This window comes from Paenibacillus sp. CFBP 13594, from assembly GCF_014842675.1.
GTDB classification, from domain to species: domain Bacteria; phylum Bacillota; class Bacilli; order Paenibacillales; family Paenibacillaceae; genus Paenibacillus; species Paenibacillus amylolyticus_B.
In genome coordinates this window covers 65,867-90,436 of sequence record NZ_JACYVQ010000015.1, presented here as the reverse complement: position 1 = coordinate 90,436, position 24,570 = coordinate 65,867, and the positions used below count along the sequence as shown (strand labels likewise).

Below are 24,570 nucleotides of genomic sequence, written 5' to 3'. Positions count from 1 at the left end.
GTTGTTTACGTAATCCCTTATCAGAGTTGATCTGGTGAGGGATTTTATTTGTATTTTTATGAAAAATAAAGCATATTTCACTGGGTCTTAGAACCTAGTCTTAAATTGTGAGTAAAAGTACATAGTACAGCGGATGTTGAGGCATAATGGGTGATGGATCAGCCGTACGATCTTATGGATAATACAGGGAAACCAAGCGGGGCGTGGCTTTGCGGTGTGACGTGTAGAGTTGAAATGAGTGTAAAACCTGTGTTAAAGTATACGGGTGTGATAAAAGGTTAAAATTTTGACACTTTTACGAGCGCAGTTAAAGTCCTGATTTTGCGGACACCCAATACAATTATCAACGAGCATGGGACAGACACGATGGGTGATGTCTTGACAGAAATGCGAACTGAGAAGTGCTGAAAAGGAGAGAATCATGAAAGGTTTCAGAGGCATACGCCAACCGGGCAAAGACCGGGTACACGAACAATCCGGGGAACACCGGACGGCCGAAGACAAAAACAACATGAGCATGTCCACTTTCAGTGTGAATAAGAAGCGCGTTCTGGCCTCGCGCAAATGGATCATTACAGCAGCATGTGGTGTATTCATCGCAGCATTGCTCGGGTTCGCAGGCAAACAATATGTTACTGCAAACACCGTGCCGTATTATAAAGTAATGGTTAAAGGTAGCGAGATTGGTACCATTGCAGATGAAGCACAATTACAACAACTATTTACAAACAAAACTGAGGAATATCAAAATAAATATCCGGATGCAGAAATGGTGCTGAACACGGATGGCATCACAACCGAAACGGCAAGAGCGTACAAACCCGAAGTGAACAGTGACGAGACGCTGGACAAACTGGGTGACATGCTGACAGCCTACGCCAAAGGTGTGGAGCTCAAGGTAGACGGTGAAGTCATTGGTATTGTGAAAGATCAGGCAACAGCAGATGCAATCCTGGAACAAGTACAGAGCAAATACATATCGGCATCGGCTGTGCGAAGTTCGCTTAAGACGAAGTCGGTATCGGCTAATTCCTCGAAGAAAAACGAGGGACCAAGTACAACCCTGAAGTCGGTAGTCATCAAGGAAGATGTAGCGACGGATGTGGTGAAGGCTGATCCAAACAAAATATGGGATGTGTCCGAGGCGGTTAAAGCATTAACCGTTGGTAAAGACGCGCCTGTAACTTATGTGGTTCATGAAGGAGATACAATCTCTTCGATTGCTGCCAAGTATGAAATTACACAAAGCGAGATTCGCCAGCATAACCCGGGCATCAAGGAAACATCGCTTCAAATCGGTGACGAACTGACCTTGACCGTTCCGAAACCAGCGGTAACCGTTAAATCAGTTGAGCAGGTTGTTGAACAGATTGAGATTAAACCGCAAGTGGAAGTACGCAAAAGTGCTGAGTTGAAAGCGGGTATCACAAAAGTTGTGCGCCCAGGACAAAGTGGATTGAAAAGCATGCAGTACCGTATAACCAAAGAAAATGGTGAAGTTGTTCAGGAAGAGTGGCTTGGTCAGGAAGTGATTAAAGCAGCTGTAACTGAAGTGGTCCTTAGCGGAACAAAAGTTGTTGGTGAGGGCACAGGTGAATTTGCTTGGCCGGTATCCAATGCAACGATGAGCAGCAGCTTTGGCCAACGTTGGGGTCGCCAACACAAAGGTGTCGATCTGGTAGGTAACCGCGATGTGAAAGCGTCTGATGAGGGTGTAATTACTTTTGCAGGACAGAAAAGTGGTTATGGTAATGTCATCATTATTAACCACCGTAACGGATACGAAACATTGTATGGACATCTGAACAGCATTGGCGTTAAGGTTGGACAAGTGGTTGAAAAAGGCGAGAGTATCGGCGTTATGGGCAACACGGGTCGTTCTACCGGAACACATCTGCATTTTGAGATTATTAAGAATGGAACAGTAGAAAATCCGTTAACGTATCTGAACTAATATAGAGCTTAAGGAGGCAAGGTTGGCTATAATGCTGGCCTTGTTTTTTGCTGCTGTAAAAAATTTTCAGATGAAAGACCTTCCAAGCCCTTGATCGGGATGTGACGGTGCTTCAGGTATGTTAAACTAGAGAGTATATACAACAAACTAGAGAAACAAATCAAGCAGGCTTGGTACAAGCTAAACATAGAAGAGAGATATAAACGCTAACGCGGATTAAGCAGGATATAGGGGTGAACTTAGCCGATGCAGGGGAAGATTTTGGTGGTGGACGATGAACAGCCCATCGCAGACATTCTGAAGTTTAATTTGGAAAAAGAGGGGTACGAGGTCATCTGTGCATTTGATGGCATTCGTGCGGTTGAACTGGCGTTATCCGAGAAACCTGATCTGATGCTGCTGGATCTGATGCTCCCGGGCAAGGATGGTATGGATGTATGTCGTGAGGTGCGCGCTCATCTGGAGATGCCGATTATTATGCTTACCGCCAAGGATGGCGAGATCGACAAGGTACTCGGGTTGGAATTGGGTGCGGATGATTACGTGACCAAGCCGTTCAGTACGCGTGAGTTGCTTGCACGGGTGAAGGCACAGATGCGCAGACGGCAAAAGCTCGCGATTACGGCTGAAGCGCCGGAAGATGAGGAAAAGCAGGTCATGCGGCTATTCGATCTGGCGTTTGATATGGACATGTACACGGCTTACAAAGGCGGGGAACCGCTCGATCTGACCCATCGTGAGTACGAACTTCTCTATTATATGGCGAAGCATTCTGGCAAGGTTATGACACGAGAACATCTGCTGCAAGCGGTGTGGGGATACGAATATTTCGGTGATGTACGCACCGTGGATGTTACGATTCGTCGTCTGCGTGAGAAGATTGAGGAGAATCCAAGCAAACCGGAAACGATTCTGACACGCCGCGGGCTCGGTTATCTCGTGCGCAGTGCCAAAAGCGTGGGGATATAATGGGCCGATTCGCGCGATTCTCGTTCTTCCGAACGATTCAGGCGAAATTGATCATTATCTATGTACTGCTGATTCTGATTGCGATGCAATTAATCGGCGTTTATTTTGTGAGCGCGATGAAGAACTCACTGACGAGCAACTTTACGGAAGACCTGCAGGCGCGTGCGGAAATGCTGTCGGTTCTCGTGGGGGAAACGATGGCGGGCGGAGAAGCAGAGGCTGGCGAGGACAAAACGGAAAATCTGCGTGTGCTGGTGAACAACCTGTTCAACATTAACGGTGCCGAGATTCAGGTGCTGGATGCCAGCGGAAAGGTACTGACGACCTCGCTAAGTTCACATTCAGACTATGTGGGGCGCAAAAACACCCAGACCGTTGTCAGCCGTGCACTGCAAGGCATTCGGGACAATGAGGAATATATCGTGGACGAGGATAATGTTCGCAAAAAAGTCGTCGCCAAGCCGGTGCTGTCCGGCGGCAAGATCATTGGCGCGGTCTACATCGCGGCATCCATGAACGAGCTGTATTCCACGATGGAGGGAATCAACAAAATATTCATCTCCGGCATTCTGATTGCCTTGGTGTTAACGGCGGTGCTTGGCGTGATCCTATCTCATACGATCACGCAGCCGATTAAAGAAGTGACTCGGAGAGCGACAGCGGTCGCAGAAGGTAACTTTGATCAGCAGACACCTGTATTTGGCACGGATGAGATCGGTCAACTCAGTCGGGCTTTTAACTATATGACCAGCCGACTTAGGGATGCACTTTCACTGAATGAAGAGGAGAAGGAGAAGTTGACTTCCATTCTGACCAATATGAGTGATGGTGTGGTGGCTACGGATGAGTACGGTAAAGTCATTCTCGTAAACCGTCGTGCCAGCAGCATTCTGGGTATGCATCCTGCGGATATTGAAGGAAGACACTTCGCCATATTACTCGGCATTGATCCGGAGGATGCGGAAGCCCTCGCGAGTGGTTTCACAGGTTCAACTTTGCTGCAGATTGCACCCGCTGGACAAGAAGAGCCCGTGGTTATTCGGATGACGTTCACACCAGTTCATCGGCGTGAACGGGGGATCACGGGAACGATTGCCGTACTTCAGGATGTTACCGAGCAGGAAGAGCTTGAGGCATCCCGGCGTGAATTCGTGGCCAATGTATCCCATGAACTGCGTACCCCACTGACTACGATCAAGAGTTACGCGGAAGCACTGGATGACGGTGCACTGGAAGATCCGCAGCTTGCCGGTCGTTTCGTTGGTGTTATACAGAACGAGACTGAGCGAATGATACGACTGGTTACGGATCTGCTACATTTATCGCGGCTGGATTCCAAAGAGGCTTTGCTGCGGAAACAACCAACTGACATTCTGGAAATGTTGGAGGAAGTGACGGATCGCTTCTCATTCCAGATGCATCAGAAGGATATTCAGCCTGTACTATCTGTGGAGAATGATATTCCGGCTGTTCCACTGGATCGTGACCAGATTGATCAGGTGCTCGATAATGTCGTGTCCAACGCGCTGAAATATACATTGGAAGGCGGCACTATTACGATTGCGGCTAGACGCAGTGATGAACACACACTTGCCATCTCGGTATCGGATACCGGAATGGGTATCCCACAGCGCGATTTGGATCGCATTTTTGAGCGGTTTTATCGGGTGGACAAGGCTCGTTCCCGCAGTATGGGAGGCACAGGGCTAGGACTGTCCATTGCCCGGGAAATTGTGAAGGCACATGATGGCAGTATCTCTCTGGAGTCTGAGGTAGACGTGGGAACGACAGTAACGTTCACTTTGCCGATGCGTGAGAAAGGGGGTGAGCACCGTGAAGGAACGGATTAAATCCTTGGTGCTTGCTGCCCTTGTTGTAGCCAGTCTGGTTCAGAGTTATTTTCTGATCTACCGTTTGCCCGGAGGCGGTGATTCCATCGTGACGTCAGAGACGAACTATGTGAAGACGGAAAATATGGGTCAGGAACGCAATATTGAAGAATTGATCTTCCCCGATCAGATGATTATTCATCTGGGTCAGGATAAACATACGGTGTTTTACCCTGGCAATACGTTCTATCAGTTGATCTATTCACGGCTACAGGGGCGAGCGTTCGATGATTTTCAGCGCCGCAGTGTGCAATCGGTGAACTGGGATCAGATTCGCAAGGAGAACCCTGGGTTTGAACTATCGTTCAAAGAAGGTATTCCAGTAGCATTGTTACAGCGAGTGATGAGGCTCGGGACGGATTCCTTATTCCAAGGGGAGACCATTAACCGAATCTCGATCTATACGTCCAAAAATGAAACGAAGGCCCATGCGCTGTTCTTCAGCGCCAAGGGAGACGTGGTATACGAAGCAACGCAGGCGGATCTGACAGTACAAGACATACAGCAGCATGTTGACTTCGGTACGAACTGGACGCCATATACCTTGATGGATGGCGGGTATTATATCCCTGCGGAAGCGTTGGAGACGATTGAGGCGGATGTACCAACAGGTCAGTTCACGGTTGAGCAGATGCAGCGCAGTCTGTTCTTCGATCCAAGTATGACCCGGAATATCCGGGAAAAAGATGGATCGGAGATCTACACGGACAGTAAACGTAGTCTGCAGGTAAAACAGGAACAGCGCTGGATCAGTTATACTGATCCGGCAGCACCGCCAGCAGGACAGATTGATCCTGCGAAGGATGCGTTGTCTGCGGTTGATTTTGTGAATCAGCACGGGGGCTGGAAAGGCCGTTCGCGGATGATGCTGGGGACCGTGGAAAACAAGACACGGCTTGAATTCCAGCAGTATTACGGCAGTTATCCGATTATGGATTCCATGCAGTTCCGCTTTGGAACGATCAGCATGGAGATGCAGCAGGAGACGGTATCCAGCTATGAACGATCGCTGGAATACCTGAACGAAGGTGCAGAGACGAAGAAATCGGTCAAGTTGCCTGGCGGAGACAAGCTGAAGGCTCTTATTAAAAAGGTAGCAGGTGAGAATCGTCAGGTTGTGGACGTATACCCGGCTTATCGTCCTTCTTCGATTGAGGACGGATTAAAGCTGATCCCGGTATGGGTGATCCGTTTTGGAAACGGTGAAGAGACTACCGTATCTTGATAGGTTATAGTCTTTAAACCAAAGAGTAGCTGTACTTTATCACTACGCGTGCAGAATAACCTTTCGATCGCTGTTACCCCCAGATTTCTTGAATTCCCTTTTAACACGGGAGAAATCTGGTGGTAAAGGCGAACGCTCCGCTTCTTCAGGTTATTTCTGCCCTCTCCGTTATCGTATAGCTTTAAGTTCAAAGGCTATAAACGGCCAGTTCCGGTGGAAGGTGTAGGCAACTTGAGAAAGTATTGCAAGCAGCTAGTTTAGGGGGTGAATGTTATGGATTGGGGACGGGCGAAAAATGTGTTGATCTATGCCTTTCTGCTGCTCAATCTGGTGCTGGGTTACCAGATCTGGATGGATGCACGAGAGACGGCCGGAGCCAATCTGGACTTCACCTCACTGGCAGATAATACACAGCAGGCGATGGAAGAGAAGGGCATCCAGGTGCTGGCTCCGATTCCGAATGAAACGCCGAAGCTGCCGAAGTTGTCCTATGAGTTCATTGAAGAGGACAAGGCTGGTGTGGATATGGAGCTGGAACAGCCTGTAGATAGCAAATTGATCTTCTCGCAGAGTGAGCTGGAAGATGCTTTACAGCGAGAGATTCCACAGATCGGCACATACCGGCTGGATCAGCTGATGGCCGAGGATGGAGCTTTTGTACTTCACCCACTGGTGGATGGCAAATGGCCGCTCTTCAATGTGAGTCTGGAGCTGTTCTACAGCGACCAGAAAATAACAGGTTACCGTCAAACTCCAGTGCGGATTACAACCGCAGAGGAGAGCGATCAGCAGGTGCTTCCGGCGTCGAAGGCGCTGGGAACGCTGATCGAGAACTTTTTGCCAAATGATGCAATTGTCAAAGATATTCAGCTGGGCTATTACGGCCAGTTGTTCAATTCAGATATACAGGTAGCGATGCCGGCATGGCGGTTCGTGCTGGAAAGTGGCGAAGTGTTGTACGTGCAGGGCATCAGTGGGGATGTATTCAGTCCCAAGACAGACAAACCAGGGGAGTAATGCGTTATGGGGATATATTTTACCGTGTTATCCAGCGGTTCGACAGGTAATGCCACAGTCATACAGCATGGGGGTACCTCTCTCATGATTGATGCGGGTCTTAGTGCGAAGCGATTGGATGCACTGTTTCAGGAAAGGGAGATTTCTGGGGCAGAATTGGACGGGATTCTGGTTACACATGAACATTCCGATCACATTAAAGGACTAGGCGCGATGTCTCGGAAATATAATTTACCAATCTACGCGAATCTGAATACGTGGGCGGCACTGGAGAAGTCGGTTGGGGCGATTCCAGAGGAAAACCGGAGGGTATTTGAGACGGGTGAAAAGCATGATTTTGGGTCACTGCGCGTGGAATCCTTCGGGATATCGCATGATGCAGCTGAGCCGGTAGGGTATACGTTCGATGATGGTACGGAGAAGCTGTCTGTTGCAACAGATCTTGGGTACATGAGCGACAAGGTTCGCGATGCCATCTCTGATTCTGACGTACTGGTGCTGGAAGCGAATCATGATGTCGAATTGCTGCGTATGGGGCGTTATCCGTGGAACACCAAGCGCCGAATTTTGAGCGATATTGGGCATTTGTCGAACGAAGCAGCAGGAGCAGCGCTTAGTGAACTGATGAACGGACGCATCAAGCGCACGTATCTGGCACATCTTAGCCGAGATCATAATATGATGGACTTGGCGAAAATGTCGGTGCGCGACGCGATGGAGAGCCGTGGATGTTTTTACCGGGATCATGAGTTCAAACTCTGTGATACGTATTACGACCGTCCTACGCCATGGGATAGGGTGGGTGAGCCATAAAGCTGTCCAGTTCGGCGGCTTTGCGCTCAACTTCCTCGCGGGTCAGGATGCCTTTATCAATAAGCAGTTCAATGATGGTACTGAGTGCAAGGGTATTGCGATAGTGTTCTTCCTTGAGATCGGCCAGCTTGGCCGCCATATGAACTTCATCCATGGCTGTGAGTGTACGTGTGCGATCCATATATATCCTCCTCTATGAAGCTTCGAATTGTCTTTTACTATTATTGTAGTCAGGCTTGATGGAAAACATTCCTCTTTTTGCCGCTAACATTTGTGTGATGAGACGTGTATGCTGAACCTGTGACGATGCAGGGGTGAAAAAGTTCTTCAAATTTAACCAAAATGGCGCTTAGCGGACCGGATTTTGTGGTGATAGATACTATGGACCTTTATTGTTAAGCGCGTTATAGCGGAAATTTGCTTTAATTTTCGTAAATATGCAACTTTTTGTGATTTGACGTGTTTAGTATATGAGGAGCATTGTGATTTTGGCTGTTTTGCGTGTGAAATGGCATGTCATAGAATGCGAGAGCATGATTGATAGAGTCACTGACAGAATGGCGTGTCCGTTCTGTTGTACATAGACGCTGTATCTTGATTTGATGCCGGGATGCGGCGATATGCAAGACCATTTTATAAAATTGCAAAAAAGCATGGGAAACCGTTGGAGTCTTCACGTAACGAAGACGACAGAAGAAACCTGAAGAAACAAAGTGTTCGCCTTTAGGAACAAATTTTTACCTTGGAAGAGGGGAGCAAAAAAATTTGTGAGTAACTGCGATCGGAAGGTTCGTCTGTTGGCGGAGTGGTGTATGTGAGAACTCCATCGTTGATCCATGCGACAACTTAGGCGGCAGTCAGGGTCTTGATGCGTGACAACGAAGGGGAGAGGATCACGATGGGATTGTTTGGAGACGATTTTTATTCAACCAAAGTATCAAGACGCGCCGAACCTGAACAGAAAGGCAAACTTCAGATCATCCGCCCTGGGGGCAGAGCACGTGGACGTGACCGCTGGAGCAATCCGCGCAGATCGCGTACGGGAATCAGTTCCACAGTGAAGGTAGCTGTGATTAGCTCGGTGATCAGCTCCATCGTGACCGTCATGCTGTTTAGCTTCATCACACAGCCCACATCGTTACCGCTGGCGAATGCTACAGGCAACGGTGGTGGAGGCGGTGCACAGACAGCGCAGGCAGCTGATCCATACGACCGGATTATCCAGGCAGCAGCCCATGTTCGTCCTTCCGTGGTGAGCATTGTGAACCATAAAACGGGTAGCAGTCTATCGATGGAAGATTCGGCGCTGGGCTCAGGGGTCATTTTCAAGAAGGAAGATGGCAAGGCCTACATCATGACCAACCACCACGTCGTGGAGGGTGCGAGTGATCTGGAGATTGTGACCGTAGATGGGGAGACACACAAAGCGAAGCTGGTTGGTAAAGACCGGGTAAGTGACATTGCGGTACTATCCGCAGAAGATAAAGGGCTGGGTGCAGTGGCGGAGATCGGTGATTCCAGCAAACTTCAGCGCGGTCAAACGGTGCTGGCGATCGGGAACCCGCTCGGTCTTGGCGGTACGCTGACATCCGGAATTGTCAGTTACACGGATCGTATTCTGCCTGTATCGATTAATCAGGACGGCGTGTACGACTGGGAGCAAAACGTGATCCAGACGGATGCGGCGATTAATGAAGGCAATAGCGGCGGTGCTTTGGTTGATCTAAACGGCAAAGTCGTAGGAATTAATACCATGAAGATCTCGGATACGGGGGTTGAAGGACTCGGCTTCGCGATTCCGATGAACGAAGTGATGAAAACGGTAGATTCCCTGCTACTGAACGGCAAAGTATCTCGTCCATACCTGGGCGTGTACACGGTTGATCTGAGCAACCCTTATGCACCACTGGATGACGAGCAGCGTAAGGATCTGAAGCTGCCATCTCATGTGGACAGCGGTGTGGTTGTGCTGGAAGCATCCGGTCCGGCATCTGATGCAGGTATGAAGCTGAATGACGTCATTACGGAATTTGACGGGCAAAAAATTAGCTCCACGCTGGATCTGCGGAAATATCTGTACGATGAGAAGAAGATTGGGGATACGATTGAAGTGACCTTCTACCGGGATGGCAAAGCGGAGAAAGTATCGGTGAAGCTGACGGATAAACCGGAATAAGGGAAGTTCAACGAAACCTTTACTGTTGCGTGGATTGAAATAGGGCAATGCTAGAAGAGTGATCAGATCTACTGACCACTCTTTTTTAGTTATTATGGATGAACGTATGCATTCGACAGTAAATGAGTAGATTAACCATTTTTATGTTCTCATGATCAGTTAGACCCGGAGCCAAAGGAGCAGATACATAAGACTAGGGCTGTGGTAAACTGTTGTCAATATGTTGGAGACGGTCGCTGATGCAATAACATCTGTTTGTCGATCTAATTTTATTTCCGAATGGAAGGGGTATTTTTGATGAAACATTTGAAGAAAAAGATGCTTGGGGGAACGAGCTTGGCGCTGTCCCTGTTTATGCTGTCTGCCTGTGGATCTGAGGTAGCTACGACAGGAGCATCTGTAGATACAAGTGCTCTGCAAGAGAAGATTACTGGCTTAGAGAAGAAACTGGTGGAACAGGGGGCCAAGAACAGTGAGCAGGAACAAAAGATCGCAGAGCTTGAGGCCAAGTTAAATGAGCTAAGTACAAATGTGATTGCGGTAGGTCAGGCTGGTGGTCAAACGCCTGTAACATCGGGAAACAACGGATCGGCCGGTAAAGGCGATGGGGTGCTGATTACGTTTGCCCAGTATGAGAAGCTTGAGGTTGGCATGTCGGTGGGAGATGTCATCGAGATCCTCGGCGGCGAAGGTGAAGCGCTGAGTGAAGCGGAGAATATGGTGGTTTACAACTATAAAGGCACAGCTGGCAATGGTGCCAATGCTGTTATTGCTTTTCAAGGCGGGAAGCTGTTGACGAAGGCACAGTCGGGATTGAATTAAAGAGCGTGGAATAGAGACAATTCATGGAATGGAACAGGGGACAAGTAACTCTGTTTTCGTAATTCAGGCACAGGAGCAGGATTCATTCGCTATGTTGAGTGATTGTTGCTGTTACAGGAGCATTCTTTTCGGTACCGTGGAGGTATCAGGAAGAATGCTTTTTGTGTTCTTTTACGGCGTACGGAGGGGTTTGGGAGATGTTGGGTACGATAAATTAGGGCAGGGGGTTTCTTTTCGGTGGCAGGTGTGATAGAACTGAGAAGTGGCTATCCTGTAATGGGATAAGCGGTTGTGAATCGGGAACATAGCTGGTTACAGAAAGGATGCTTAACGGATGTACGTTGTATGCAAAGAACACGTGGACATTGCCATCGACATGTTTGTCGATGAGTATGAGGACGCTCCAGATATCGTTGATCTGAAGGAGACGGAATTTGCCGATTGGGACCCGCCTGCGAAATGCGCAGAGTGCGAACAGCATGCGGAATTTCTCGTCGTTTAGCGTACTGTAGGACTTAGACGGCTGGAGGCGTGCTTAATGTGGCACTTCGGGCTGACTTTCCATCCGGTATGAACATCACAGCAAGAAGCCAAAGAGAGCGTGATGAGCGCTCTTTTTGTGTTTGTGGGGGTATTAGTGTAGTTGGTAGGCTGTGTGGAGCTTGGCAAGGGTAGTAGGGGTTAACGTGGGAGTAGGCGAGAGTAGAAGAAGCTTAAGGTAGGTAGGTGCCGAGTCCCGAGTTGGGATTGAACTAGGTTGTAGTAAATTTGCAAGTTGTAGGTATAAAAATGGAAGCCGCTGGGGCATGGGGAAAGTGACGTAGGGTGACGGCGATGTGGGTAGGGACGTGGGTGTGGCGGGGCGGAGTAACTCTAAAGAACCTGACGGATCTTATTCGGGGCAAATACCGCCTGGTTGAAATCTAACGAATCGTAGACACGTTATATTGCTGAAATGGCCTCGAAAGTGGTGGGGAGAGCTCGGTGGGTGCGGAATAGCGTGTTTCAGATTCGTTAGATTTTAAAGAAGCCGAAATGGGGCTGATTAAGGTGTGGGGTTCGTTAGAATTTGGAGAAATGTGTAGTATAGGTACAATACAGTTGGAACGAACGGTGCGATGAAGCATCTTACTTATAGAATATCTCGTAAGACAATTTAGGAGGAATGGATTGTTATGTTTATTCAGATTATTGGCGTAGGCAAATTGAAGGAAAAATATTTGACGCTGGGCATTCAGGAATATACCAAGCGGCTCGCCCCGTACATCAAGTTTCAGATGATCGAGGTCGCAGACGAAAAGGCGCCCGATACCCTGAGCGAAGCTGAGGTTCGGGCGGTAAAAGAGCGCGAGGGCGAACGTATCCTCGCGCATGTGAAGAGCGAGGCGCATGTTGTTGCGCTCGCATTGGATGGCCAGCTCTGGAGTTCTGAGGAGCTGGCATTGGAGATCGACAAGCTCGGCACGTATGGGACGAGCCATGTCGTGTTTGTCATCGGAGGAAGCCATGGGCTCTCCGATGAGGTGTTGCGCCGCGCGAAGCAGCGCTTGAGCTTCGGGCGCATGACCCTGCCGCATCAGCTTATGCGGCTGGTGCTGGTGGAGCAGATTTATCGCGCGGTGAAGATAAATCGGGGTGAACCGTACCACAAGTAGGGCGAAAAGTTGAGTTGAAGGTTGAAGCTTTAATGCTAAATATATCAGGAATAGTTCTCCATCATTTGATATAAATAATTTCGAAAGTCTTCAACATAGGACTTGGGCTCTACAATTTTTAGATGAGTGCCGAAGCTTGCTAACAATTGAAATCCCATATGATTTTGTGGGACATAAATAGTTGCTAATAAAGATCCACCATTATGGTCTTCAATACTTCTTCGACCATACCTTTCGATGATTTGATCTTTTATGCTAGGCGATATCCATGCCTTAATCGTGACGAATTGCGGTAGATAACTTGCAACGCGACCTTGCTCTGACCAATCGTCTCTAGGATGAAACGTACGTTCATCCATCGTAATATGATCGATCCGCGATAACTTGAATGTTCGATATCCCTGTCGATGTAAACAGAATCCTTTCAAGTACCAACTTGATTCGTTGAAATGCAGCTCATAGGGCTCGACCATTCTATTCGTTACAGCCCCGTCTTTATCTGTATAATCAAACGAAACCAGCCTTTTTTTAGAAATGGATTCTTGACATATCTTTAAGGTTTCAAGAATCTCGGACCGACCTTCCCAAACATAAACGACAGTTGAATGGAACGATTCAGAGACAATGGACTAACCATTGCCTCTATTTTTTTTATCGTTCTTTCCACTTCTTCAGTAAGGAGGAGTTGTTCCAATCCGCCGAGCGCAGCCAATATATTCTGTAAATCGGTGCTGCTTAGAAGGCGTTTATCGACCTTGTATTCGTCCATTATGCCGTAGCCGCCTTTGACGCCATTGACAGAGTAGATTGGGATGTTCGATAAGCTCAATGTTTCCATATCGCGAAGGATCGTTCTTTTGGAGACATTGAATAGTTGTGAGAATTCCGTTGTAGAAACAATCTCTTTCCTCAGCAATATCATGATAATCGAAATGAGTCTCTCCACTTTATTCATAATTGCCCTCTTTTTTTACATGATTTTATAAAGGTGACACTAAGGTGTCACCTTTTATCCATTATACTACATGTATCACAAGAAGGAGGTTTTAATTCAATGTTTAATCCAACCGATTTTCCCAAGCCCAGCCTTATTTCAGTCAACAGTGTGGAACTCGAAGTGTTTGAAGCAGGCCGAGAAAACGCTGGAAAACCTATTGTACTCTGCCACGGCTGGCCAGAGCATGCCTATTCTTGGCGCCATCAGATGGACGCACTTGCCGCAGCAGGCTACCATGTCATCGTTCCCAACCAGAGGGGTTACGGCAACTCATCCCGTCCAACCGAAGTAACAGACTATGACATTGAACACTTGTCGGGTGATCTCATCGCGCTTCTCGATCACTATGGATACGAGGATGCTACCTTTGTCGGTCATGACTGGGGTGCATTCGTCGTTTGGGGACTGACCTTGTTGCATCCAAACCGCGTCAATAAAGTGATAAATCTGAGCTTGCCTTATCAAGAGCGCGGAGAAAAACCCTGGATCGAGTTCATGGAAGAAATACTTGGCGGAGATTTCTATTTCGTCCACTTCAATCGACAGCCAGGCGTCGCGGACGCCGTATTCGAAGACAATACATACAGGTTCCTTCGCAACCTGTACCGGAAGAACGAGCCTCTCAGAGCACCTGAGCCAGGTATGGCGTTGATCAATCTCGCCAGAGCAGAAACACCGCTCGGTGAGCCCATATTGAGCGAAAGCGAGCTGGCCGTTTACGTCTCCGCTTTTGAAACATCAGGGTTCACGGGCAGCATAAATTGGTACAGGAACCTTGACCGCAACTGGCGCTTATTGGCGAAAGTGAACCCAATCATCCAGCAGCCGACCCTCATGATCTACGGCGACCGGGATGTGGTTGCGAAGTCTGAAAACCTGACAAAGTTCGTGCCCAATGTGGAAGTGGTCAATCTGGATTGCGGTCATTGGATCCAGGAAGAAAAGCCGGAAGAAACAAACCAAGCGATTTTAAAATGGCTGGAACAATGGGAGATGTAGTGTTTTTCAACAACCAAGAAGAGTTTAATGATTGGTTAGAAGAACATCATGCTGAAGCTAGTGAAATTTGGGTGGGCTATTTTGGGATAAGTACAGGGCGTGCAAGCCTTACTTGGTCTGCATCAGTAGATGCCGCTCTTTGTTTTGGGTGGATTGACGGTATACGAAAAACCATTGATAAACAAAGCTATAAGATTCGCTTTACTCCGCGCAAAGTAAATAGTGTATGGAGTGCTGTGAACGTAAAGAAGGTAAAAGCACTAATACAGCTTGGAAAGATGAGACCAGAAGGAATCCACGTCTTTAACAACAGAACCGATGCACAAGGCTATTCCTCTGAACAAAGAAACGTGGAACTTGCCAAAGAATATGAAGAACAAATCAAGGCAAATCAAACAGCCTGGCTATTCTTCACTAATTTATCACCATCCTATAAAAGAGATTCTATCTGGTGGGTAATGAGCGCCAAGAAAGAAGAAACACGCTTAAGAAGGCTTGGAATATTGATCGCTTCATCTGAAGAGGGGCTAAAATTTCAACATTGCAAAAAAAATATTACAGAATGAGGAAATATAAATAACAAAAGAATTGTTAAAAGGATTTTTGGTACTGCATAAATCTGGGTCTATTGTTTCCCTGATCTTTAGGAGAGAGGAGCTACTGTATTTCTCAATCAATTAGGGTTTAATTCTCATCAAAAGTCAGAACGTTTTAAATGCGAGGCACAAATCAAATCGCTAAGTTAAGACTTCCTAAGCCGATTTGAGATGAGCGGATTAATAACAATATAAATATAATGATGTTCCTCTAGGAACTGAACTACGGGACTTTGATAATGACCGGTTGCTTCTAGAATAAGCAAAGGACGTTGTTGAGATGCAAATTCAACTTCTGTTAAAGCTTGAAGGAAATTTGCTAAACCATCTCGAGTGTGCTCGAAGTGGAATATCCCTTGGAATGGCTTTCCGCGCTCTAGAAAGGCTTGTCCATGGATTTCTTCTTAGAAATATCTAGACCGATAATTGGATTCATTTCATCTCCCCTTGTAAGTGTAGATTCACCGGCATCCCCTAAGGTTGATCTCTTGTCGCTCCATAGCATCGCTTGTTATACGGGATCTTACGTCCCAACCAGCCTCAATCATGGTCATGACAAGTAGGGGTGAACATTATAGCTCTCGGGATCAAGTCCCACGGGCAGGTACGTTCGACCAGGCTACTTTAATCCTCTATGCAAATGAAAAAGGATCAACCAGAAAGAACTGGTTGATCTCATAATACGAACGGGCAGGAGAGTTGAAGATCAAACGCGGGGAACCATACCACAAACGCGGGCAAGTCCTTTTGTGGAATTCTTTGTGGGGCTTGGGTTTGTATATATGCTGAAAAAGTACCCAGGGCAATTGCTTTTTGAGTGGAGCATCCTCGTCACATCCCACGAAAGGTGCCTGCCCAAACGGAATTCGCTCCCCGCGTTGTTCTCCAGTTTGAGCCTATGGTGTAAAAGTTGATAAGGTACAAAAGAGTTCTTATTAAACTAAGTGGTGGTGCAGTAGCTGGTAATACCGAGTTTGGATTTGAGCCAGAAAGGTTAGACCATATTGCGGATGAAATTATGTCAGTAGTAAATTTAGGCGTTGAAGTATCGTTAGTTATAGGTGGGGGTAACATTTTCAGAGGTAATATGGCGGAAAGCTGGGGGATAGAAAGGGCAGAAGCTGATAACATTGGGACGCTTGCGACTGTAGTAAATAGTTTAATGCTTCGTGGAGTTCTTAAAGCCAAGACCAAAAAGGAAGTACGAGTAATGACGGCAATACCTATTACTTCAGTTGCAGAACCATACATCCGTCTAAGAGCAATCCACCATCTAGAAAAAGGCTATATTGTAATTTTTGCAGGGGGGAACGGTCAACCTTACGTTACAACAGACTATCCTTCAGTACAAAGAGCCATCGAGGTTAATTGTGACGCTTTATTAGTTGCTAAGCAAGGTGTTGATGGTGTCCTCAATGCAGACCCTAAATTTGATAAAGATGCAAGGAAATTTCATTCGCTTCATTACAATGACGTTTTAAAACACAACTTAAAGGTAATGGACCAATCAGCTTTCATTTTAGCAAGAGACTACAATCTGCCAATGCATGTGTTTAACTTCGATAAACCAGGCTCGATGAAAGAAATTTGTGAAGGTAAGAATAACGGTACGATAATTAGTGGCGAATCAGTTTCAGAGTTAGAATGAAATATGTTAGAAATATACTCTATATGTTGTGGTCAAACTGTACTTTGTGCTTAGATACATCACGGTGAACCATACTATAAGTGACAGCGAAAATTTGGGAATAAAAGCATTTGATTGCGTAAACCAAGGAATCAATCAGCCATATCCATTTTATCTTCATAATTGGTTCTAAGCGTCGATTCTATTTCCGTGGAACAATTGAAAAAAACGGCCGCTGTTCGCATCGTTTGCGACAGGGCCGTTTTTTGTTGTTCGTACGCTAGCTTCGAATTGCTATTCTTGCCAAACGCTCATAGGGTCCCATGGCTTGATCTGATTGCCATATTTTCCGGCCAAAAAAGCTTTCATGTCTTCCAGCTTAGCAGGCACCTCGTTCCAAGTTGGAAGGGGTGATAACCCTCGTTTGCTTTTCAATAGGATATCCACTGTAACATACAAGCGTTCTGGCTGAATCCAATGAAGGAAGCGGGAAATATCAATTTGCTTGGTCAGGGACAAGGAATCAATTTCGTCATTGTAATGCTTGTTGAACTCGCTGATAAGGTTCAGGAGGTATTCCCTCTGCTCCTTCACGAAGTCCAGGCCGCAGATGGCGCCATGTCCTGGAACAACGATTTTGGGTTTAATTTCATCAATAATGCGATCAAGCACCTTAACCCAATTGAGGGTTCCCTCTTCGCTGTATGCCGTACAACCGTTAAACACGACATCGCCGGCGAACAGTACTTTTTCTTTTGGCATCCACAGCAGCAAGTCACTGTCGGAGTGGGCCGGAGCTACGTTGTAAATCAAGACTTCCGTATCGTCTAGACGGATGCTGATATCGTCCTTTATCTCAATATTCGGGTGTACCCATTCTACGCCTTCCAGGTTGAATCCTTCAAATTCCGCTGCAAAAAACCGCTCTCCCGAAGTCGATTCCTTAGAATCCTTTCCTCTTCTGATGACGTTGTCCATCCAGGTGATATTTTCGGTGAGACGCTCTCTGGATGCTTCCTTGTGCATAATAATGCAAGCATCTTCAAACACTTTGTTTCCCCAGGCATGGTCGCTGTTATAGTGCGAGTTCACCACATATGCGGGAGAGCCGCCGTTGCTTACTTCCTTAAAAGCCTCCCGCATTTCCCGCGCATGGAACAAATCGAAAAACGTGTCGTACACCAGCCCTTCACCCTTGTTGATGAACCCGGCATTGGCCCAACTGATGCCGCGATACGGCGAAATACCGGCAAAGACGCCATCTGCGACTTCAAAAAATTTAACGCGAGGTTTTTGGATAATACGTCCATACTTCATGAAAATTCTCCTTTAGGTATATGTTTTTGGGATAAGGCATACTGACTATGTCTGTAGTATAGAGAATGGAAAACATAAATGCAAGCGAGTGCTTGCATGCATTTACTCTATGATTTATGATCGTAACAGAACAACATCACACTACATGGATGGAGGCAATGCAACATGAAGCTAGTAACCTTTCAAACCAAGACATCCCAGGTACCTTTGTTTGGGGTCGTAATTAACGAGAACTTTGTCGTTTCTTTTGCTGCAATCATGAAAAAGCAGGGAACATTCTCTGACAGTCTTGAAAGTATGGACAGCTATCTTCATTATTTACCGGCAAGTTATGCTGCCGCTAAGGAATTGATGCAATATGCTGTCGAACAGTCGCATCAATTCAATGAAAATGAAATCTGTCCGATTGCAGCGGTAAAACTGCTGCCGCCGGTTCCGAATCTGGCTGCGCTTATCGATTTCGGGCTGACGCCAAGACATCTAAGAAATGCTGGCGTAAATCTGCTGCAAAGAGAATATACAGGGCCGGAAAGAGAAGAGCTTAAACAAAAAATCGCCGAAAAATTCCAGCAAGATCCGAATAAAGTGAATTTCAGTTATTACAAGTGTAACCATAATGCTTTAATTGGCGATGGCGATACCATTCATTGGCCATCATACTCTTCATACCTGGATATCGAGCCGGAACTGGCCTTTGTTACAGGGAAGGGGAATTGCATCGCAGGTTATGTTATTTTTAACGACAGTACTGTCCGTGATGTGCAGTGGCCGGATTTCCAGGCATTGACCGGACCGACGCGCTGCAAAGATTTTGATCGCAGCAAAGGAATAGGACCATTTCTGGTTACGCCGGATGAAATCGACAACCCGCTGGCACTAGATGTGGATGTACGCATCGGAGAGAGACTGCACTGGAAGGGAAGCACTTCCGAGTATTCTGCACACCCTGGGAAAGTGATGGAGGAGGTTCTCAAAGTTTTCACGCCGCTCCCGGGCACGATTATAGGTATGGGGACGATACCAGATTGCTGCGCAATCGAGACCGAACAATGGTTGTTGCCCTCTGACCGAATCCAGATTACATTCGATAAATTAGGAACGCTGACGCAATTTGTGCCTGAACATGTCAAGATTACGGAACCAAGCCGCTGGGAAAAAAGAAGCGATTTTCCTTAAATCAACGTCTTTGAAAGACTAACCCCGACCCTGCTGCATATGCAAAACTTGTAGTAGAATAGGCTTAACATATGCAAAAAGGAGAAATACAATGAATACTTCAGACAGAATCATTGAAGCCGCGACGCGGCTCATCAAAAAGAAGGGCTATCGGGGAGTAAGCACCAAAGCCATTGCAACGGAAGCTAAAGTCAATGAATCTACGATTTTTCGGCAATTTGGAAGCAAGCAAGGCATATTGGAAGCCATCGTTGAAAGGCATGCAGATATCCCGCAATTTGAGAAGCTGTTAAAAGAGGACGCGACCGATAATCCGGAAGTCGATCTACTGAATGTAAGCCAGCAGTACCGTTTGTTTTTCCATAAAAATGCGGACATCATTTTGATTGGCATCCGTGACAAAGGAATGCTTCCCGAATTGGACAGAGTGCTGGCCGATCCGCCAGTGAAGCTGCACTCCTTGCTGGTTGAATATTTTGAACGCCTGCAGAAGAAAAAAGTTATAGCTAGACAGGATGAACGTCTTACCGCTATGTCTTTTCTCTCGATGTGTTACGGATTTCAGATGAGCGAGCTGATTCACCAGCAATATCAGTTCCAACTCGTCACCGAGGAAGAGTTCTACAAACACAGTGTCTCATTGTTTGTTAAAGGAATTTTGTCTCAGTCATAAGCTTTGTTGATTTATATAAATATGCCTAAGACTGCTTTCCGCCTCCGCCTACTTCCATTAGTTTGTTCCATCCTCGTTGGTTGCGCTCTGTCGTCATGTTAAAGCCTCCTAGTAAGATTCAAGTGAAACGAATGACCACTGCACTTCGCTCCAACCTATAAATCCACTACCATAGAAGGTTGTGGATTTTTGCGTATTAAAGTCTTTTAGCTATTATTAAAAGCTATAACCAGCCATGCATTTTTCATATAACATACTATTTTTCCAATCATGCTATACTCAGTGAACCAAAAAGTTAGAAGGAGAAATAGTTATGATACCATTTCGTAATGATCATGTAGGTAGCTTTCTACGCCCTGCAAACTTAAGTCAGGCACGTGAACAATATAAATCAGGCAACATCACATATGAAGAATTAAGAGCTATAGAAGATAAAGAGATTATTCGAATTATTGAAAAGCAAAAGGAAAATGGCGTATTGGCCGTTACGGATGGTGAATTCCGCAGAAGCTGGTGGCATTTTGATTTTCTGAGTGGCTTGGATGGCGTAGAGTTGTATGAGCAAATAGACGGACCAAAATTCCATAATATGCAAACTCGCAAGGGCGGGATTCGTGTTGTTGGTAAAGTTGATTTCTCGAGTCATCCCTTTGTTAAGGATTTTGAGTTTTTGAAAAAGCATGCAGGTGACGCAGTGGCGAAACAGACCATTCCAAGTCCAAACATGCTTCTATATCGATTGGAAAATGGCGCCAATGTCTATACGGACCGAGAACAATTCCTTCAGGATACAATTGCGGCGTATCAAAAAGCCATTCAAGCCTTCTATGATGCAGGATGTAGATACCTGCAATTAGATGATACCGCTTGGGCAGACCTATTCTCAGAAGCTGGTCACGATAAGCTACGTGCTAAAGGTCTGGAACCGGCAGAAGAGTTGAAAACGATGCAGCGAATGATTAACGAAACTTTGGCTCATAAACCGGCAGATTTAGTTGTGACGATGCATATTTGTCGAGGTAACTATAAATCAAACTATTTCTCAACCGGTGGTTACGAGTACGCTTCTGAAGTTATCTTTGGAGGCTTAAACGTAGATGGATTATTCTTGGAATTTGATGATGAGCGCTCAGGTGGCTTCGAGCCATTACAATATGTGAATCGAACAGATTTGAAAATTGTGCTTGGTTTACTCACATCAAAAACAGGCGAGTTAGAGGATAAAGAACAAATTAAAGCTCGGATTGCAGAGGCGGCAACCTATGTACCACTTGAGCAACTATGTTTGAGCCCGCAATGTGGTTTTTCGTCTACAGAAGAAGGCAATATTTTAACGGAAGAACAACAATGGCGTAAACTTCGTTACGTTAAGGAAATTGCAGAAGAAGTTTGGAATTAATCCATTTAAATAACGGAGGGGATGTAAAATGACAATTCAAGCAGACCAAGAGACAATTATAGTTGAAGCGTTCATTAATGGTCAGAATGTAAAATCCCTTTCGCAGGTAGCAAAAGAGAATCCGGCCAACCCAACTGAGATCGTAGGCTATTTCCCTGTCACTACGAAAGAACAAGCCGTTGAAGCGATTGAAGCGGCGGCAGGGGCTTTTAAAACATGGAAGCAGACCTCGATTGACGAACGCATTATTATGATGCGCAAGGCGATCGAGAAGATTAGAGCAGCTGAGAATGAAATTGTACATTTGCTGTCTAGAGAGCATGGCAAGCCCCTTTATGATGCACACGGCGAAATTTATGTTTCGCTAATGTGGATGGAGTTTGCTTGTAATGAAGTTACATCGGCTCTACAGGAAGAGATCAAAACGCATGAGAATGGTAAAACCATTCTTTCCTATGATCCAATGGGTGTGGTTGCAGCGATTAGTCCATGGAACTACCCCATTGCCTTATCTACGATTAAGATTGCTCCTGCCTTACTTGCGGGCAACACGATTGTACTTAAACCTAGTCCATTTGCGCCACTGGCTGCAGCGAAAGTGGCCGAGATTATTGCGAGTGAGTTCCCGGCTGGTGTAATCAATGTCGTTCATGGTGATGCGGATGTGGGCGTTGAACTGACTACCAATCCTCATGTTACGAAGATCGCCTTCACAGGTGGAACCGCAACCGCTAAGCATATTATCAAAGCAGCTTCGGAAACGATTAAGGATATGACGCTTGAGCTTGGTGGCAATGATGCGGCGATCTTCTTGGAAAGTTTTGATGTTCATGATGAGCGAGCCATGCGACGGATTGTCATTTCTAATTTCTTAACAACAGGACAGATCTGTATGATCGCCAAACGTGTGTATGTACACCGTTCTATTTATGATGAGTTTGTGGAAAAATATATAGAGGCGGCGAATCGCTGGATTCGAATTGGTGATCCATTCGATTCAAATACGACGGTAGGTCCGGTTAATAACCTGAAGCAGAAAAATGTTGTGCTTGGTTTGGTTGAAGATGCGCAAAAGCGCGGGGCTAAGGTCATCCCTCTCGGGCAAATTCTGGATCAGAAGCTGTTTGACCAAGGTTACTACCTACAACCTACGCTTGTTTTGGGTTGCGATGTTCATGATCCGATTGTCGTAGAGGAACAGTTTGGCCCTACGGTTCCGATTCTGCCATTTGACGATGAAGAGCAGGTTATTCATCTACACAATGAAAGCATATATGGATTGACGAGTTCTGTGTGGGGGAAAGAAGAGGATGCTATCTCCGTCGCACGTCAACTCGAAGCTGGAACGACCATGATCAATACCGCTGCTGTGCAGGGGCTCGACGTTCGGTTCCCTTTCGGTGGCTTCAAGCAATCGGGAATTGGCCGTGAATACGGCGCAGAAGGGATCCGCACGTATACAGAAAAACATGTCATCAACGTTCCGAAGACACTGGATCTTCCTTATATACCAGAATAAATGGTATAGAGGTTGTTCAAAAAGGCTCTAACTTTGCGCTTTGTTTACTGATTTTTACGAATCAGTAGACAGGGCGTTTTTTTGTCAGATCAGTTTGTCAGTGGTGACTTTTTTCAGAGAAAAAAACCATATCTGATGGAGATGACACAGAAGAAATAAAGAAGCCACTCCATTTTTGGAGTGGCTTTGTATTCAGCTATTACACGGTGAACCGCGGCTATCTTCTACCTAGTGTCTCCCAAATTCCATGGAGCCAGGAGTCGAACTCAGCATCTTTGTCGCCCTCGTAAGTATCATAGAGATCCAGACGTGTCTTTTGCAGTTTTTCCTTAAATTCCTCAAATGTGTGACCTTCAGGAAGGCTTTTTTTGATCCGCAGCAAAATTTTGTTAGTCCCTTTAAACAGCTCACCTTTGTTTTTGGCAGGCATTTGTACATCTTCATCCAACTGGTTCAGCTTGAGATATGCGGCTTCGCGCACTTGAAACACTTGATCATTTTTCAAAACATGCTGCAGCAACTTAATGGTAGGTTCTGTATTCCAGTTCCCCAATTCGTTCACCGCATTCAGTCTGTCTCTCCAGCTTGACGTCCGATTAGCCGCTCGTTTGAGCTCTTCAAAGTTCTCCGGTAGTTCGTTAACTGCTCCAATATCATGGTTGTTCGTCAAAATTCAATCTCCTTAATCATCGCCATCTCGGCAGAATGATGAATGTTATTTATGTGATCACTATTATAGCACGAACCTGACTAAACTACTCCTATGAAGCCGATTGGTTAGCTTTTTCCTTAATGAAGTCCACCATAAACACCCAACCAATTAGTCCACATAAGACAAAGCCAAACGCATGCAGAGATCCGTAAATGGGAATGAAGTCGAGTATGGTTAAGGAGTACATATTTTTCAGTAACGGATAGAAGATGGAAATGACAACAACCGTGTAAAAGGCTAGGCAAGAAAGGCCTAAGAAGAAGGCCGCCTTAATATCCAAAGTGTTTTTTCTTAAGTAAGCAAGGAGATAAGCGGTGTAAACCACAATATTACAGGCGAACAAAGTAACACCGACGTATTCAATCGGTTTGGAGAAAATCATACCAATAGCAATCAAGATTGGTCCGATGATATCGATGGCAACGACCCAGGGATACCAGCTTTTTTTCGTCATGATGCGTCCCAGTGCACCAATAAAAATGGGAACAATAGCAGATGAGAAATGAAAGTGAACCGAGCTTAACGCGTGCGTTGCAGGATTAGCTTGGAAGAGGTCCAATTGATATTGATATAAGGTAAACCATATGCCCCCGATAAAAAAATAAACGAGCCCCGCGCCAATCGCTACTTCTGCTGCTCTTCCTTTAGAGCTCACAATCGTGGCCAAGCCATAGATGCCAAGCAGTAGGGTGAACAGTAGCCACCCAAGGGATAGAGTTCCTGGGATTGCCGTACTTTCTAACCCCCACATCTTATTACTCATTACCGAAGCTAGAGTAAAAAGCGCAGCGGGAAATTGAAGCCATTTCATAGCAGCATAAATCACTCGTTGATGTGTATTCTTTTCGTCATGGTTCAAAAGCGAAATCACAAGAGGCACAATGACGAAAGCCGCAAACAGTAGAAATTTTTCAACAAGTTCGAATTGAAAGTAATCCAGATAAAATATCAGAATGGTTATGATTCCACCGGGAAATGCGGGTGATTTCATGAGTTGCTTTAAGGAACTATTCATGGGGTTTCCTTTCTAACCTA

Annotated in this window: 22 protein-coding genes and 1 pseudogene; 17 read left to right on the top strand and 6 right to left on the bottom strand. The window is 46.1% G+C overall.

What is annotated here, in order from left to right; translation table 11 throughout:
- The first annotated feature begins 421 nt into the window (after window positions 1-421).
- The 6 genes from IFU39_RS30095 to IFU39_RS30070 all read left to right on the top strand — a co-directional run bounded on the left by IFU39_RS30095 (window position 422) and on the right by IFU39_RS30070 (window position 7,867).
- Window positions 422-1,954: a M23 family metallopeptidase gene (locus tag IFU39_RS30095; RefSeq protein WP_192136353.1), complete on the top strand. Its 1,533-nt coding sequence runs from the start codon at window positions 422-424 to the stop codon at window positions 1,952-1,954.
- A gap of 246 nt (window positions 1,955-2,200) precedes the next feature.
- The gene (gene yycF / locus IFU39_RS30090) at window positions 2,201-2,923 is read left to right on the top strand and encodes a response regulator YycF (protein ID WP_074092884.1); all 723 of its coding nucleotides are present in this window, start codon (window positions 2,201-2,203) and stop codon (window positions 2,921-2,923) included.
- The gene (walK, locus tag IFU39_RS30085; protein ID WP_076216658.1) at window positions 2,923-4,773 is read left to right on the top strand and encodes a cell wall metabolism sensor histidine kinase WalK; all 1,851 of its coding nucleotides are present in this window, start codon (window positions 2,923-2,925) and stop codon (window positions 4,771-4,773) included. The genes yycF and walK overlap by 1 nt, the downstream gene beginning before the upstream one ends.
- Window positions 4,757-6,037, top strand: coding sequence for a two-component system activity regulator YycH (locus IFU39_RS30080; RefSeq protein WP_192136352.1), 1,281 nt, complete (start codon window positions 4,757-4,759; stop codon window positions 6,035-6,037). The genes walK and IFU39_RS30080 overlap by 17 nt, the downstream gene beginning before the upstream one ends.
- A 273-nt stretch (window positions 6,038-6,310) precedes the next feature.
- Window positions 6,311-7,054 (top strand): two-component system regulatory protein YycI, encoded by a 744-nt coding sequence (gene yycI, locus IFU39_RS30075; protein WP_017691456.1) that lies wholly within the window; start codon window positions 6,311-6,313, stop codon window positions 7,052-7,054.
- A gap of 6 nt (window positions 7,055-7,060) precedes the next feature.
- Window positions 7,061-7,867 carry an MBL fold metallo-hydrolase gene (locus IFU39_RS30070; RefSeq protein ID WP_036671861.1) on the top strand — a complete coding sequence of 269 codons (807 nt, stop codon included), beginning with the start codon at window positions 7,061-7,063 and terminating at the stop codon, window positions 7,865-7,867.
- Here IFU39_RS30070 and IFU39_RS30065 read toward each other — a convergent pair.
- Window positions 7,836-8,048, bottom strand: a complete 213-nt coding sequence (locus IFU39_RS30065) for a hypothetical protein (RefSeq protein ID WP_036611899.1) — start codon at window positions 8,046-8,048, stop codon at window positions 7,836-7,838. The genes IFU39_RS30070 and IFU39_RS30065 overlap by 32 nt on opposite strands.
- A gap of 717 nt (window positions 8,049-8,765) precedes the next feature.
- Here IFU39_RS30065 and IFU39_RS30060 point away from each other — a divergent pair.
- The 4 genes from IFU39_RS30060 (at window position 8,766) to rlmH (ending at window position 12,520) form a co-directional block, all read left to right on the top strand.
- Window positions 8,766-10,043, top strand: a complete 1,278-nt coding sequence (locus IFU39_RS30060; RefSeq protein WP_192136351.1) for a S1C family serine protease — start codon at window positions 8,766-8,768, stop codon at window positions 10,041-10,043.
- Between the two features lie 297 nt (window positions 10,044-10,340).
- The gene (locus IFU39_RS33145) at window positions 10,341-10,865 is read left to right on the top strand and encodes a hypothetical protein (protein ID WP_244661173.1); all 525 of its coding nucleotides are present in this window, start codon (window positions 10,341-10,343) and stop codon (window positions 10,863-10,865) included.
- 334 nt (window positions 10,866-11,199) lie between these two features.
- Window positions 11,200-11,367: a CxxH/CxxC protein gene (locus IFU39_RS30050; protein ID WP_017691462.1), complete on the top strand. Its 168-nt coding sequence runs from the start codon at window positions 11,200-11,202 to the stop codon at window positions 11,365-11,367.
- A 673-nt stretch (window positions 11,368-12,040) separates the two neighbouring features.
- Window positions 12,041-12,520, top strand: a complete 480-nt coding sequence (gene rlmH / locus IFU39_RS30045; protein ID WP_091012223.1) for a 23S rRNA (pseudouridine(1915)-N(3))-methyltransferase RlmH — start codon at window positions 12,041-12,043, stop codon at window positions 12,518-12,520.
- Window positions 12,521-12,564: 44 nt separating this feature from the next.
- On the opposite strand, the pseudogene IFU39_RS30040 reads toward rlmH, so the two are convergent.
- Window positions 12,565-13,475 (bottom strand): annotated as a pseudogene (locus IFU39_RS30040) (helix-turn-helix transcriptional regulator).
- Window positions 13,476-13,574: 99 nt separating this feature from the next.
- Here IFU39_RS30040 and IFU39_RS30035 point away from each other — a divergent pair.
- Together IFU39_RS30035 and IFU39_RS30030 are read left to right on the top strand one after the other, a co-directional pair.
- The gene (locus IFU39_RS30035; RefSeq protein ID WP_192136350.1) at window positions 13,575-14,516 is read left to right on the top strand and encodes an alpha/beta fold hydrolase; all 942 of its coding nucleotides are present in this window, start codon (window positions 13,575-13,577) and stop codon (window positions 14,514-14,516) included.
- On the top strand, window positions 14,492-15,082 hold the full coding sequence (locus IFU39_RS30030) for a YdeI/OmpD-associated family protein (RefSeq protein WP_244661172.1): 591 nt from the start codon (window positions 14,492-14,494) through the stop codon (window positions 15,080-15,082). The genes IFU39_RS30035 and IFU39_RS30030 overlap by 25 nt, the downstream gene beginning before the upstream one ends.
- A 176-nt stretch (window positions 15,083-15,258) precedes the next feature.
- Here IFU39_RS30030 and IFU39_RS33140 read toward each other — a convergent pair whose 3' ends face one another.
- Window positions 15,259-15,465, bottom strand: coding sequence for an IS110 family transposase (locus tag IFU39_RS33140; protein WP_341074295.1), 207 nt, complete (start codon window positions 15,463-15,465; stop codon window positions 15,259-15,261).
- Window positions 15,466-16,022: 557 nt separating this feature from the next.
- Here IFU39_RS33140 and pyrH point away from each other — a divergent pair.
- Window positions 16,023-16,760 carry a UMP kinase gene (gene pyrH / locus IFU39_RS30020; RefSeq protein ID WP_192136349.1) on the top strand — a complete coding sequence of 246 codons (738 nt, stop codon included), beginning with the start codon at window positions 16,023-16,025 and terminating at the stop codon, window positions 16,758-16,760.
- A gap of 273 nt (window positions 16,761-17,033) precedes the next feature.
- On the opposite strand, the gene IFU39_RS30015 is transcribed toward pyrH, so the two are convergent.
- Window positions 17,034-18,056, bottom strand: a complete 1,023-nt coding sequence (locus IFU39_RS30015) for an MBL fold metallo-hydrolase (RefSeq protein WP_192136348.1) — start codon at window positions 18,054-18,056, stop codon at window positions 17,034-17,036.
- 165 nt (window positions 18,057-18,221) lie between these two features.
- On the opposite strand from IFU39_RS30015, the gene IFU39_RS30010 reads away from it, so the two are divergent.
- The 4 genes from IFU39_RS30010 to IFU39_RS29995 all read left to right on the top strand — a co-directional run bounded on the left by IFU39_RS30010 (window position 18,222) and on the right by IFU39_RS29995 (window position 22,823).
- Window positions 18,222-19,232: a fumarylacetoacetate hydrolase family protein gene (locus IFU39_RS30010; RefSeq protein ID WP_192136347.1), complete on the top strand. Its 1,011-nt coding sequence runs from the start codon at window positions 18,222-18,224 to the stop codon at window positions 19,230-19,232.
- A gap of 91 nt (window positions 19,233-19,323) precedes the next feature.
- Window positions 19,324-19,905, top strand: a complete 582-nt coding sequence (locus IFU39_RS30005; protein WP_192136346.1) for a TetR/AcrR family transcriptional regulator — start codon at window positions 19,324-19,326, stop codon at window positions 19,903-19,905.
- 313 nt (window positions 19,906-20,218) lie between these two features.
- Window positions 20,219-21,304, top strand: coding sequence for a 5-methyltetrahydropteroyltriglutamate--homocysteine S-methyltransferase (locus IFU39_RS30000; protein ID WP_192136345.1), 1,086 nt, complete (start codon window positions 20,219-20,221; stop codon window positions 21,302-21,304).
- A gap of 28 nt (window positions 21,305-21,332) precedes the next feature.
- Window positions 21,333-22,823 carry an aldehyde dehydrogenase family protein gene (locus IFU39_RS29995; protein WP_192136344.1) on the top strand — a complete coding sequence of 497 codons (1,491 nt, stop codon included), beginning with the start codon at window positions 21,333-21,335 and terminating at the stop codon, window positions 22,821-22,823.
- Window positions 22,824-23,040: 217 nt separating this feature from the next.
- Here the strand turns inward: IFU39_RS29995 and IFU39_RS29990 are convergent, their stop codons facing one another.
- Both IFU39_RS29990 and IFU39_RS29985 read right to left on the bottom strand, forming a co-directional pair.
- Window positions 23,041-23,493 (bottom strand): HEAT repeat domain-containing protein, encoded by a 453-nt coding sequence (locus tag IFU39_RS29990; RefSeq protein ID WP_091012234.1) that lies wholly within the window; start codon window positions 23,491-23,493, stop codon window positions 23,041-23,043.
- Between the two features lie 91 nt (window positions 23,494-23,584).
- Window positions 23,585-24,550: a YndJ family transporter gene (locus IFU39_RS29985; protein WP_192136343.1), complete on the bottom strand. Its 966-nt coding sequence runs from the start codon at window positions 24,548-24,550 to the stop codon at window positions 23,585-23,587.
- Window positions 24,551-24,570: the final 20 nt, after the last annotated feature.

What these genes read in the sequence shown, in the direction of transcription:
- IFU39_RS30095 (WP_192136353.1), top strand. Translation starts at nt 422, where the DNA reads ATGAAAGGTTTCAGAGGCATACGCCAACCGGGCAAAGACCGGGTACAC.
- yycF (WP_074092884.1), top strand. Translation starts at nt 2,201, where the DNA reads ATGCAGGGGAAGATTTTGGTGGTGGACGATGAACAGCCCATCGCAGAC.
- walK (WP_076216658.1), top strand. Translation starts at nt 2,923, where the DNA reads ATGGGCCGATTCGCGCGATTCTCGTTCTTCCGAACGATTCAGGCGAAA.
- yycI (WP_017691456.1), top strand. Translation starts at nt 6,311, where the DNA reads ATGGATTGGGGACGGGCGAAAAATGTGTTGATCTATGCCTTTCTGCTG.
- IFU39_RS30070 (WP_036671861.1), top strand. Translation starts at nt 7,061, where the DNA reads ATGGGGATATATTTTACCGTGTTATCCAGCGGTTCGACAGGTAATGCC.
- IFU39_RS30065 (WP_036611899.1), bottom strand. Translation starts at nt 8,048, where the DNA reads ATGGATCGCACACGTACACTCACAGCCATGGATGAAGTTCATATGGCG.
- IFU39_RS30060 (WP_192136351.1), top strand. Translation starts at nt 8,766, where the DNA reads ATGGGATTGTTTGGAGACGATTTTTATTCAACCAAAGTATCAAGACGC.
- IFU39_RS33145 (WP_244661173.1), top strand. Translation starts at nt 10,341, where the DNA reads ATGAAACATTTGAAGAAAAAGATGCTTGGGGGAACGAGCTTGGCGCTG.
- IFU39_RS30050 (WP_017691462.1), top strand. Translation starts at nt 11,200, where the DNA reads ATGTACGTTGTATGCAAAGAACACGTGGACATTGCCATCGACATGTTT.
- rlmH (WP_091012223.1), top strand. Translation starts at nt 12,041, where the DNA reads ATGTTTATTCAGATTATTGGCGTAGGCAAATTGAAGGAAAAATATTTG.
- IFU39_RS30035 (WP_192136350.1), top strand. Translation starts at nt 13,575, where the DNA reads ATGTTTAATCCAACCGATTTTCCCAAGCCCAGCCTTATTTCAGTCAAC.
- IFU39_RS30030 (WP_244661172.1), top strand. Translation starts at nt 14,492, where the DNA reads ATGGCTGGAACAATGGGAGATGTAGTGTTTTTCAACAACCAAGAAGAG.
- IFU39_RS30015 (WP_192136348.1), bottom strand. Translation starts at nt 18,056, where the DNA reads ATGAAGTATGGACGTATTATCCAAAAACCTCGCGTTAAATTTTTTGAA.
- IFU39_RS30010 (WP_192136347.1), top strand. Translation starts at nt 18,222, where the DNA reads ATGAAGCTAGTAACCTTTCAAACCAAGACATCCCAGGTACCTTTGTTT.
- IFU39_RS30005 (WP_192136346.1), top strand. Translation starts at nt 19,324, where the DNA reads ATGAATACTTCAGACAGAATCATTGAAGCCGCGACGCGGCTCATCAAA.
- IFU39_RS30000 (WP_192136345.1), top strand. Translation starts at nt 20,219, where the DNA reads ATGATACCATTTCGTAATGATCATGTAGGTAGCTTTCTACGCCCTGCA.
- IFU39_RS29995 (WP_192136344.1), top strand. Translation starts at nt 21,333, where the DNA reads ATGACAATTCAAGCAGACCAAGAGACAATTATAGTTGAAGCGTTCATT.
- IFU39_RS29985 (WP_192136343.1), bottom strand. Translation starts at nt 24,550, where the DNA reads ATGAATAGTTCCTTAAAGCAACTCATGAAATCACCCGCATTTCCCGGT.